Annotated in this window: 11 protein-coding genes and 1 pseudogene; 8 read left to right on the top strand and 4 right to left on the bottom strand. The window is 43.7% G+C overall.

What is annotated here, in order from left to right; all coding sequences use genetic code 11:
- Nucleotides 1-293 precede the first annotated feature (293 nt).
- From RIM23_RS15120 to RIM23_RS15105, 4 genes and pseudogenes are all read right to left on the bottom strand, one after another.
- On the bottom strand, nt 294-443 hold the full coding sequence (locus tag RIM23_RS15120) for a hypothetical protein (protein WP_446368046.1): 150 nt from the start codon (nt 441-443) through the stop codon (nt 294-296).
- A gap of 49 nt (nt 444-492) precedes the next feature.
- The gene (gene kaiC / locus RIM23_RS15115; RefSeq protein ID WP_446368045.1) at nt 493-2,016 is read right to left on the bottom strand and encodes a circadian clock protein KaiC; all 1,524 of its coding nucleotides are present in this window, start codon (nt 2,014-2,016) and stop codon (nt 493-495) included.
- A gap of 58 nt (nt 2,017-2,074) precedes the next feature.
- On the bottom strand, nt 2,075-2,365 hold the full coding sequence (locus tag RIM23_RS15110; RefSeq protein ID WP_446368047.1) for a circadian clock KaiB family protein: 291 nt from the start codon (nt 2,363-2,365) through the stop codon (nt 2,075-2,077).
- Nucleotides 2,366-2,731: 366 nt separating this feature from the next.
- A pseudogene (locus RIM23_RS15105) lies at nt 2,732-2,962 on the bottom strand (ferredoxin); the annotation flags it as partial.
- Nucleotides 2,963-3,104: 142 nt separating this feature from the next.
- On the opposite strand from RIM23_RS15105, the gene RIM23_RS15100 reads away from it, so the two are divergent.
- The 8 genes from RIM23_RS15100 (at nt 3,105) to RIM23_RS15065 (ending at nt 11,931) form a co-directional block, all read left to right on the top strand.
- Complete coding sequence (locus RIM23_RS15100) at nt 3,105-4,841, top strand: DEAD/DEAH box helicase (protein WP_446368044.1); 1,737 nt, start codon at nt 3,105-3,107, stop codon at nt 4,839-4,841.
- Between the two features lie 51 nt (nt 4,842-4,892).
- Nucleotides 4,893-5,933, top strand: a complete 1,041-nt coding sequence (locus RIM23_RS15095; RefSeq protein ID WP_446368043.1) for a hypothetical protein — start codon at nt 4,893-4,895, stop codon at nt 5,931-5,933.
- A 167-nt stretch (nt 5,934-6,100) separates the two neighbouring features.
- Complete coding sequence (locus tag RIM23_RS15090) at nt 6,101-6,910, top strand: TrmH family RNA methyltransferase (RefSeq protein WP_446368042.1); 810 nt, start codon at nt 6,101-6,103, stop codon at nt 6,908-6,910.
- Between the two features lie 342 nt (nt 6,911-7,252).
- Entirely contained in the window at nt 7,253-7,699 is a 447-nt protein-coding gene (locus RIM23_RS15085) for a hypothetical protein (protein ID WP_446368041.1), read from the top strand.
- A 3-nt stretch (nt 7,700-7,702) separates the two neighbouring features.
- On the top strand, nt 7,703-9,373 hold the full coding sequence (locus RIM23_RS15080; protein ID WP_446368040.1) for a S8 family peptidase: 1,671 nt from the start codon (nt 7,703-7,705) through the stop codon (nt 9,371-9,373).
- Between the two features lie 675 nt (nt 9,374-10,048).
- Nucleotides 10,049-10,516 carry a hypothetical protein gene (locus tag RIM23_RS15075; protein WP_446368039.1) on the top strand — a complete coding sequence of 156 codons (468 nt, stop codon included), beginning with the start codon at nt 10,049-10,051 and terminating at the stop codon, nt 10,514-10,516.
- Between the two features lie 6 nt (nt 10,517-10,522).
- Nucleotides 10,523-10,681: a hypothetical protein gene (locus tag RIM23_RS15070; RefSeq protein WP_446368038.1), complete on the top strand. Its 159-nt coding sequence runs from the start codon at nt 10,523-10,525 to the stop codon at nt 10,679-10,681.
- Nucleotides 10,682-10,812: 131 nt separating this feature from the next.
- Nucleotides 10,813-11,931 (top strand): hypothetical protein, encoded by a 1,119-nt coding sequence (locus RIM23_RS15065; RefSeq protein ID WP_446368037.1) that lies wholly within the window; start codon nt 10,813-10,815, stop codon nt 11,929-11,931.
- Nucleotides 11,932-11,988 lie beyond the last annotated feature (57 nt).

Below are 11,988 nucleotides of genomic sequence, written 5' to 3'. Positions count from 1 at the left end.
ACAAACAAACCAAAGAAAATGAAAAAATAACACAAAACAATTAACAACTAACAACTAACACCATCAACACATAAAAAATGACAAATAACTTAAACCTTATAATTCTACAAGAGTCTTCTCTGGAAACAGATCAGATACTATCGCTGTTATCTGAAGCTGGGCTAACTCCAACGTGGCAGCGTGTCAGTACAAAAGCGGAGTATCTGCTCTGTTTCCAGAGAAGACTCTTGTAGAATTAAAAGGTTTAAGTTATTTGTCATTTTTTATGTGTTGATGGTGTTAATTGTTAGTTGTTAATTGTTAATTGTTAATTGGTAATCCTCTTCCCCTGCTCCCAGACGCGCCATTTCCCCTGCTCCCAGACGCGCCATTTCCCCTGCTCCCAGACGCGCCATTTCCCCTGCTCCCAGACGCGCCATTTCCCCTGCTCCCAGACGCGCCATGGCGCGTCTCTACATGCTCCCAGACGCGCCATGGCGCGTCTCTACATGCTTAATAATCCTCAAACAAACCACTGAGACGGTCAAGTTCACTCTGATTCACATAACTTGGATTACCAGAGAGAATACCCGTAACGTTGCGGAAGGATCTGCCAATGTGCATTCCATCATCATCAATTAAAAACTCCCGAATTTCTTTATGATGTCTTGAACCGCGCATTTTTAGCACCGTTAATACCCGATGAATTTCCCCCTGAACCTCCACATATCGCAACAAAATAATCACGTCAGTATTGGTAGAAATTTGGGCTTCGGTGACCGAAACACTGCCCATAAGCGGTGATGTATTAGCCGTAAAAAGTCCGGTGATTCGGAGTTTTTTAATAATAGAATTAAGTCCCAGAATAAATTCTCGAAACCCTTTGAATGTAGTAACCTGCCCCAATACCGAAATACTATCAATCGCGATTCGTTGCGGCTGAAAGTCCTCGATTATTTGTTTCATAGTCACTAAATGATTTTCTAGTCCGGTTTCTTCGGGATAGCGACAGACAACCTTCAGGTTTTTCTCTCGTTCCATCTTCTCGAAATCAACGCCCCAACCGGCAGCATTTCTAAAAAGCTGATCCCGGCTTTCCTCAAAGGCAAAGAGTAAACACCTTTCTCCATTTTTGACACCTCCTGCTAAAAACTCTGTTGCTGTTAACGTTTTGCCTGTACCAGTCGCTCCCGATACCAAAATAATAGAATCGCGAAAAAACCCTCCCCCACACATAGAATCTAACTCAGCATTACCCGATGTGACTCGCTCTTTGGATGATTTTCGCTCTAATTTAGTCGCTGTGAAGGGAATGACAACAATGCCTTGATCCGGCAAGATAGTAAAGGGAAATTCACCATGTTGATGGGGAGTACCTCGGTATTTAAGAATTTCAATCGTGCGGCGACGCTTTTCTTCAAACAATACATTCCGCAGGATTACCACATTATCGGCGACAAACTCTTCTACACCATAGCGGCTGATGTCTCCGTATTCCTGAGTACGTTCTGAGGTCAATACTGAGGTAATTTCTCGTTCCCGCAACGCCCAGGCTATATCAAATAAGTCGCCGCGTACTTGGCTTACGTCTGGCACATAAGAGAAAACCGCTCCCAAGGAATCCATGGATACCCGTTGCGCCTTGACTTTTTCTATTGCATATTCCAGGCGAGCTAGCAAGGGACCGAGATCATATTCACCACTGACTAAGGGTCTATTTCCCGTTTTGGGAGAAGCATCAACAAATGCCCATTTTTCTTCAGCTTCCCATTGTTCGATATCCCAACCAAAACCTTGCATATTTCGGCGAATGGCTTGAGGCGATTCTTCAAATGTGACAAAGACGCCATTTTCTCCTTCCTTGATTCCTTCGACCAGAAATTGACAGGCAAAAATGGTTTTCGCACTGCCTGCTGTACCTGCAACTAAGGTGGTTCTACCTTTGGGGAGTCCTCCTTCAGCTAATAGATCAAAGCCAGAAATACCTGTTTTAACTTTGTCAATAAAAATAAAATTGGACTGTGGCTGTTGGCTCATTCCTTTGCTTCTTGGTGTGAATTGGAAACATATAGAATAGCAGCTTAAGTGCCATGGCTCAAGGTTTATGGGGCTTGACACCGATACTCAATCCCCATAAAACAGTTTTAGTGTCTGACAAATCTCCCACGATTCGCTGGACAGGATTGGGAAATTCTTTAATTAATGTCGGGGTAACTAAAATATGTTCCGCTTCTGCGAGCTGGGGAGATTTTAGAACATCAATAACCGTTATTTTATACTGACTCGGTAGTTCCTGCTCACAGAGTCGATACAAGTTGGCGATCGCACGTTGCGATCGCGGGGTGTCTCCAGTAACATAAAGCTTAAGCCGATATCGTTTACACATGCTAGAGTAATCACAGACTTTGCCATCTTCTTTTTTAGCAAGGATTGAATTTCTTAGCATCTTTTTCGGGTCTCCCGGATACTTGGTGGAAAAGGTATCATTTTTATCCAAAATAAATGATAAAGAAAGGCTGAAAATCTTGATATGGCTTGATTATAAGCTTGCGTTATCACCACAAGTACGGAAGAGCCGCCGGAGTGTCTCCATCCCCCGACTATCGGGTAACATTAAATCTAATAGCACTACATCGATACCTCCTTGAGCCAAATAATCTAGTCCCTGATTTAGTGTCTCAGCACAAAGCAGTTCAAATCCTCTGCTAAATGAGGGATATTTGGCAGTGGTGATCAGTTTCTCCAGTTTGTCTATATCATTGGGGTTATCTTCGACCGAAGCTGTGGGACAGGATAGCAACGCCTGCATCGCGGCTAATCGTTCAGTTTCATTCGTCGGTTGATGGTAAACTGCTGATTGTTCATCTGCCCGATGGAATACGTTTGGCGCCATCCAGCGACAAGTATCACAATCAATACAAGTTTTATCGACATAAACGTCACCCAAAACGTTTTGGGGACGACGTTGATTCAGAGTAGCCATTGTTTTATCTGAGTTTTAACTATCGGATTGGATTAGAGGTGCAATACTTATAAAGTAAGAAATATACAAAAAAATGCCCTCTACCCCAAGGGGAAGAGAGCCAAGTATGGTTTTGAGGTGTGGATAAAGGTAACGATAGATCATGGACAGCTTATACACCTTCAAATTTAATCACTCCAGTGCCTTACAAGCACTTGCTGATGGGCAAACGGACACGATTGACTACTACGAAGCCAGAATTAAACTGTTTAACGTATCCGTGATGGCAGATTACGACCAACTCGTCTGCCTTCCTACTCTAACGGGGATTGATAAGCACTGGTATCAAATTGAAACCGCCCGCAAAGTCCTCAGACAACTGGGAGGACGCGCCCTTTTAGCCGATGAAGTCGGACTGGGGAAAACGATTGAAGCTGGACTCATCTTAAGTGAATACCTGGCACGAGGTATGATTGAATCTCTGTTAATTCTTACCCCTGCTTCTCTCGTCTCTCAGTGGCAACAGGAATTGCAAACGAAATTTGGTATCGACACCATTACCAGCGACGATAAACAACTCCAACTCAACCGGAGGGAATTTTGGAGTACAAATAACCGACTGATTGCCTCCCTGAATACGGCTAAATCAGCGAATCATTTCAACCTAGTCACAGCCCGAAACTGGGATTTAGTCATCGTTGATGAAGCACACCACCTGAAGAATCGCAGCACCCTAAACTGGAAACTCGTCAACGCCCTCAATAAACGATTTATTTTAATGCTCACGGCTACTCCTGTCCAGAACTCTCTGGTGGAATTGTTCAATCTCTTAACCCTGCTCAAACCGGGACTATTAAAAACAGAAGCGGCGTTCAAAAAAGAGTACGTTTCCTCAAAAAATGGACGAGTTCCCAAAAATCCCGAAAAGCTACGCCAGTTAATGCGGGAGGTAATGGTTCGCAATACCCGTTCTTTAGTTGATGTTCAGTTACCCAAACGCTTCGCTACCACCATCACAGTTACTCCTTCCCAGAGTGAAGAGAAACTTTATCAGGATTTGACCGAGTATCTGCGTTCTTGGGAAATTACTGAACCCGACTCTGGCAAAACCAAGAGATTAGACAAGTTTTCCCGCACCAATCTTTTAATGCGGGCAGGTTCCTCACCTCAAGCTTTAGCCGATTCACTCAAAAACCTTGCCAAAAAATTCCCTAGTGATGAATTAAAACGGTTAACCCGACGCGCCTCACAAATTAAAAAAGTTGAGAAGGCTTTAGCTTTAGTAGACTTACTCAAAAAATCGACTCAAAAAACTATCGTATTTACCACTCATCGAGCCACATCTGCTTACTTAGCCAAAACACTGGAACAAGCGGATATCTCCTTTGCCCAATTTCTCGGAGATATGTCGTTAAAAGAGAAAGACGCAGCCATTGAAGCCTTTCGCGATCGCGTCCCCGTATTGCTCGCATCTGAGACAGGTGGAGAGGGGCGGAATATCCAATTTGCCAACGCGATTGTCAACTACGACTTACCCTGGAACCCGATGAAAATTGAACAACGCATTGGTAGAATCCACCGCATCGGACAGCAACAAGATGTGTTTATCTTCAATTTCTGTCTTCAGGATAGCATTGAGGAATACATCCTGCGAATCTTGCATGATAAAATTAATATGTTTGAACTGGTGGTCGGGGAAATCGAAACTATCTTAGGGAATGTGGATGAGGAGTTTGATTTCAGCGACGCGGTGATAGACATTTGGTTAAAACATCAAGCCAAACCTGAATTAGATACAGCCTTTGAAAACCTAGCCACTGACTTGATCAACGCTAAAGACAAATATCGCCAAATTAGCGAACTTGATGAACAGATTTTTGGAGAAGATTTTGAAGCTTAATTTTAGAGAGCAAATGCCAGAAATCTTCTTTTATGTGTTCCTAAACTGAAAATGGTTTCCAATCCAATCCTGTCTACCCTAGCTCAACTCATCTCCTTACACGAAGGAATCGCCGAACCGGATGGCGAGCAGGTTTTGAATGTACTGTTAACTCAAACGATTGCCAAAGCTCTCGACTTACCTGAAGAGGTAACTTTTGCCACGAGAGCTGATATTCCCGAAAGCCATTTTGTCACCTATCACTCAGCCGTGCTGAATAAGTTTTCTGAACTGCTAGCAGATAGAGGATGTGTGACACAAGTAGGCGTGAAATATGAGGGTTATCTCAAAACGACAGGGTTTGAAAAACTGCTACAGCTTCATATTGCACCTCAAAATGGGTTGGTTCGATTTATAGAAGCTAAACCAAAAACCACTCGTTATATCTGGTGCAATGTCGCCTATACAGCCGAAGCAAATGAGAGAAGAATCGGGATGGTTTCCTTTATTATTAATGAGTCAACTGGAGTGACTCCTGTAGACATTGGCGATGCTTTATTTTGGGAAGCTGATCGAATTGATGTTAATGATTCGGAAAATTCAGCCGTGATGCAGTTTGAGGAGTTGTCCAGTTTAATTGAACAGACAGCCGCTAAATTAATTAAAGCGGAGCTAGAGAAGTGGAATGCTAAATTAACCCGAACGCTAAGAAGAGATTCAGAACGACTTCATGCTTATTACGGTGCGATCGCGGCTGAGATTGCTGCCAAAATTGAGCATAAAGGATTAAGCGGTGAAGAAAAAGAGAAGGAGTTAGCCCGGATTGAAGCAACTCAACGGGAATTAGAGCGGAAACTGGCAGATATCAAGGAACGTTATACCCTCTCTGTAGATGCTTTTTTACACAGCGCTATGGTGATTCATCTGCCCACAATCCATATTAATTTTGAACTAGTTAGAAAAAAGGTAAAACGGGCAGTGACAGCGGTTTGGAATCCCTTTACAAAAGTCCTTGAGCCTTTACGTTGTGAAGTATCAGGAGAACCCGTCTATGAATTTTATTTAGATGATAAGGTGGCTAAAATCATCTCACCTAGCTGTTGGCATAAGTAGAGACGTTGCAGGCAAAGTCTCTACCATAAGATGTGTCCTAACCGCTATGGCGGTTGCTATAAATTCTACGTTAGACTGCAACTCGGTATGAACTCATGTTCCTCCCGCCGAATTCTCCTGAACGAATATCCACTTAACCCATCCGACAAAGAAATCTCAACCTAACGATGACAACTCACAAAACTAAGCATCCCAGAGATAAGTTTATTACAGTCTATGGCAGAAAACCTGTATTAGAAGCATTATCTAACCAGGATATTGTTATTGATAAAGTCTTAATTGCCGATAATGCCAGAGGAGAATTTATTGATGAAATCATCAAGGAAGCCAAAGAAAGAGGGGTGACAATTTCGCGAGAATCACCCAAATACATTACCAGAATTTCTCGCAACGGTCGTCATGATCAAGGCGTCGTTGTCGATGTGATCCCACCGGCGATGGAAGCCTTATCAACTTATTTAGAACGAGAACAATCTCATCCCCCTAATCTTAAACCTCAAACCCGCAAATTATTAGCCTTAGATGGAGTCAAAAATCCTAGTAATGTGGGCATGATTATCCGCACTTGCCTAGCGGCTGGGTTTGACGGAATTATCTTACCCCGAAAAGGATGTCCTGATCTGAATCCCCTAGTGATTAAATCCTCAGCAGGTACAGCATTTTATACCAGAGTTCTGCGCTGTGCTGAACTGTCTGAAGCCCTCCAGCAATTGCATCAAGCAAATTATACAATTTATGGATTGAGCGGCACAGCCACCTCAACACTCTATAACCTATCCTTTTCTCCATTTTCAGTATTTGTGTTAGGAAATGAAACCGAAGGAATTCATCCCAATCATCACAACTTAATTGATACATGGGTATCAATTCCAATTGACTCCCCAGCAGAATCCTTAAACGTCGCCTCTGCCGCCGCCGTCGTTTGTTTTGAATTAAAACGTCAACATTTAGAGCATCACTCCAATAACAGCAATTGAACCTGTTAACTTGTAGTTAATGTGTAGGTTGGGTTGACGAAGGAAACCCAACTGATACCAAATCCGGGTTAGCGACTTATAATCCAGTCCGCGCAGGCGGACTTAGTTTGTGTAGCAGCGATTTCAATCGCCTCCTCTTGCAGGGGGTAATTCAGTTTTTCATATAAAAACAAACTAAACCAAAACATAGCAACAGGCAATTGATGAATTAGTCGGGTTACCCCAAGAGAACCCACGAAGGTGGGTCACGCCACTACAACTTATAATTATACTCTCTGATTTGCATGAGCTTCTCTACTCCAGAAGTAGAGATACATCGTAGCGTATACAAGGATACTCAAGATGAAGCGATTTGTATCTGTCATTTTAATCACAGCCTGTTTGTGGAACATTAACAATCTAGGTTCACGCCCTCAACCGTCTCTAGCTCAAGCCCAACCGACTGAAGCACTATCCTACTCATTCTATGGCAAACAAATTCCCCTAAATCTGCGTAACGATGTGCTGGCGGTTCGCTTCAAAGCCATTCAGCCGCGAGGGAATAAACCCCTATATTTGCAACTCCAAGACGATTTAACCACAAGGAGAATTCAAGGGCGAGGTTCGACGTTACAACCGAATACCAATTTACAAGTTGACCCTCTCGGTAATCAGTTAGCGTTGGTTCGGCTTCCGGCTGGGGTGCGAACGTCTACCCGGTTGTTAAGCAACCAGATTCAACAACAGCCTTATGTTGAGGAAACCTTACCTGTTCTCAACCAAGGGGAATCTGAGGATAGGGAGAATTAAAATTTGATTGTTCTCCCCAATGAAATTGTCATTAGTTTTGCGCCAGGGACATCCGAAACCCAGAAGCAACAAGTGTTGAACGAGCAGAACTTAGAAATCATTCGTCCCCTCCGCTTCAGTCAAAATCGCTATGTCGCCCGGTCAAAATCGGCATCAGGGACAGAAATACTCACCGTGGCAAATCAACTCAATCAAGTCAGTGGGATTCAGTCAGCGACACCGAATTTTATTCAAGCCATTCCGGATAAATTTGTTCCCCAAACCAACCTGATTAATTCTAGCCGAGAAACCCTCAACCCGGAGCGACTGCTGCAACAACGCCTTGCTCGTTTACCTAAGCCCAAAGACACTCCCTTTTCAACTGCTTTATTACCTCTACTGTGGCATTTAGATAGTACACCCAAACGGGGGCAACTGTTACCCCGCAACGATATTGGCGCGATCGCGTCTTGGCAAGCCAGCCAGGGGGGTGAAGGAGTTGTGGTTGCCGTGATTGACAGTTTGATCCAGTGGGATCACAAAGATTTAGCCAACAATATTTATACCACCGATCATTATCCCGACAAACTCCCCGGTGAGGTCAATGGGTGGGACTTTTCTAGTTCTGGACAAGGTGATCCTGATACTCGATTGAGTCTGAATGAACGGGATATTATTCAGCCCCATTTCCGCGATACCTTTGAGCTATCTTGTCAGGAAATGGTGGAAGAGTATAAAAACATAGCCTTCCTATTCGCTCAGAACAACCCTGATGCGTCTGCTTGTGAAAGGGGTAATTCAATTAAACAATACTTTCGCAGTCAGATAATATCTGAATTTCATGGAACCTGGGTGTCTGGTGTAGTTGCGGCTCATTCTCCAGATCAAAGCGGAATAGTCGGCGTTGCTCCCCAGGCAAAAATTTTACCTATTCGCGTCTTTGGATTAAATGGTGCAATAGATTCCATCTCTTTAATTGAAGCAATTGGCTACGCGGCGGCACGAGATGCTGATGTAATTAATTTGAGTTTAGGCAGATTAATGCCTCATCAAGAATTAAATGAACAAATCTTGAGTGTTTTAGAGGCAAATCCTCAACTGGTAATTGTGGCTTCAGCCGGAAATGAAAATCGGTCTGGAATTAGTTTCCCGGCGGCTATTCCCCAAGTTCTTTCTGTCGGGGCGACGAATATGCAAGGTGAGCGCAGTTTTTATAGTAACTATGGCAAAGGGTTGGATGTGGTTGCTCCTGGTGGAGATATTAGTCGCAGTTTAAGTGGGGGTATTTTAACCACCGGGGGGACTGGATTATCATCATTATGGCAAGGGATAACGAAACCTGACTATGCTTGGGGATATACTCTCGATCCCTTGGGTAACTATGTGCAAGTTCAGGGAACATCCTTTGCTGCACCTGCTGTATCTGGGGTAGTGGCTTTAATGAAAGGCGTAAATAATACCCTGAATCGAGAGCGAATTATAGAGGTGTTGGAAGAGACAGCCAGTTATCAGGGATTAACGCTAACGGAAACAGAACAGGATCTTTATCAAAGTTATCAACAAGCCCGTTTGACTGATGAAAAACTCGAAGAAAGACCCGAATTTTTAGTATTTCCTGAACCCACTTCCGCTGAGAATTATTTCTTTGGTCTGGGTTTGGTGAATGCAGAAGCGGCGATTCAAGCTGTGCAGTAAGCTATTCGGTATTTAAACCTGAATAACAATAACGGCTCTCATCCTTGTAGTGCGAGCATCTTGCTCGCTACTCATCCCATTGTGTTCGCTACTCATACCAAGTTGCGTTCTATCATGTCATTCTGAGCGGAGCGAAGAATCTGGACAGATGCTTCGCGTCATTCCGTTTCACTGCATTCTACTCAGAATGACAGATTCTACTGGCGTGGCACAGCTAAAATGGTGGGATAGATTTTACCATTGAATCGGGCGCACGCCATGCGCCCCTAGGGTTTCCCGGCGTAATTCTAATTCATCAAATAAGGTGTGCCACGCCACTACAACTTGGTATCATCCCCAATTTATAGCAACCGCCATAGCGGTTAGGACATATCTTATGATAGAGACGTTCCGGCGGAACGTCTCTACAACAGCATTGATGAGCGATAAGATAAACAAATTAATCCTACATTATTGTTTTTTTTATTTAAATATCGTTTGGCATAAACTCCAGGATAAAATCCTTGTATAACGAACAAAAAACTCCAATCGGTGTGGGGGTTGAATTACAGCAGCTTATGCCGGAACGGGAGTAATGAGAACCAACAACGGTGCAATATCCTGGAAATACTAGCTAACTGGCGCATTAATGTGGGTAGGAGTGAAATGTTAAGTAATGAAGATCGGGAGTTAATTGTGAACTTATCACCAGCGTATTTTAAATGGCGGGAAGAGGTTGTCTTAGAAGGCAGGCGGGAAGGACAGCGGCAAATGGTAGAGAGCTTGCTTTTAGAAAAGTTTGGTGAAATCAATGAAGAATTAGCCCGAATTATTGAACCTTTGATGCAGCTAAACACAAGAGAGCGTTCTCAGGCAATTTTACAATTATCTCGTGAGGAATTATTAACGAGATTTCGCTCGGTAATTAGACAGCAAGAAACATTACAGGAAGGTAGACTGGAAGAACGGCGGCAAATCGTGGAAAACTTTCTCAGAGTGCGGTTTGGTGAACTGGATGAAGCATTAGAAGCAATCATCGCACCGATGTTACAGTTACCCCCAGATGTGTTGACTCGTCTACTGTTTAACTTTTCCAAGGGAGAGTTATTACTGTGGTTTAACGAGACTTCTGGGCGAGATTTGAGATTAGGTGAAGGGAAGTGAGAAAAGGTGGAAAACCTGCTGAAAGTGCGATTTGGTGAGGTTTATCAGGAATTAGCTGGCGCGATCGCATCCATGTTAGAGTTACCCCATCAAGAGTTGACTCCTTTGCTATTGACGCTTTCTCGTGAGGAATTATTAGAACAGTTGAGAGGGGAACACAGCTAATCAAGATGGGGAAACAAGAATAAACATATAGCAACCACCATAGCTATTAGGACACATCATTTATGTAGAGACGTTGCATGCAACGTCTCTACTCCAACAAAAAAGGACAAATAACTAATGAAAAATAACGAATGACACGACAACCTCATGACCAATTTGCCAAGCAGTATTTGGAAGAATTATTAGCGCCACTGGGGACAGTAGAAACTAGCCGAGATGTACCCAGCGAAGTGCGCCAGGTGGATGTTTGGTTTGTACCTGCATCTTCTCCATCGACAGATTCTTCTAATCTGGGATTATTGGGGAAAATGGCAGCCACCGCCTGTCTATTTGAACCGTTTCGTAATGCCCCGACTGTAGCCGAAATACACGGTTGCTTATTGAAATTGTATTCGCTACGAGCTGAACTTTTGAGAAAGGCACGACGAGAGAAACGTTCTGTATCAGAGGATGAGTTACCCCTTTTGTGGATTCTATCGCCCTCTTGTTCTCAACGGTTACTCAACGGGTTTGGTGCCAAGTTGAATGAGTCGGAGAATTGGGGAGAAGGGGTTTACTTCTTAGCTGAGTTTCTGAGAACAACATTGGTAGCGATTAACCAATTACCCGTAACTCAAGATACACTTTGGTTAAGAGTTTTAGGAAAAAGGAGAACACAGCAACAAGCAATTGATGAGTTAATCGGGTTACCCCAAGAGAACCCACAACGGCGCAATATCCTGGAAATACTAGCCAACTGGCGCATTAATGTGGGCAGGAGTGAAAGGTTAAGTAATGCAGATCAGGAGTTAATTATGAATTTATCACCAGCGTATTTTAAATGGCGGGAAGAAGCTGTCTTAGAAGGCAGACAAGAAGGCAGACAAGAAGGTAGGCTGGAAGGCAGACAAGAAGGACAGCGACTCATGGTGGAAAACTTCCTCCGAGTGCGGTTTGGGGAAATTGATGCGGAATTAGAAGCGATCATCGCACCCATGTTACAGTTACCGCCAGAGGCGTTGACTCGTCTACTGTTTAGCCTTTCTCAGCAGGAGTTATTACTGTGGTTTGGCGAGGGTTCTGGGCGAGATCTGAGATTAGGCGAAGGGAGGCGAGAAAAAGTAGAGAACCTGCTGAGAGTAAGGTTTGGGGAAATTGATGCGGAATTAGCCGACAAAATCGCAGCCATGTTAGAGTTACCCCATCAACAGTTGACTCCTTTGCTGTTGACTCGTTCTCGTGAGGAACTATTAGAACGGTTTGCCAGGTAGGGAGAAATCCTGGGCAAAGGGAAATGGCCTGTAGAGACGCGCCATGGCGCGTCTCTA

This window comes from Coleofasciculus sp. G3-WIS-01, assembly GCF_040223135.1.
Lineage (GTDB): Bacteria > Cyanobacteriota > Cyanobacteriia > Cyanobacteriales > Coleofasciculaceae > Coleofasciculus.
Note: the sequence above shows the minus strand (reverse complement) of the source record. Positions and strands in the feature narration are given on the sequence as shown.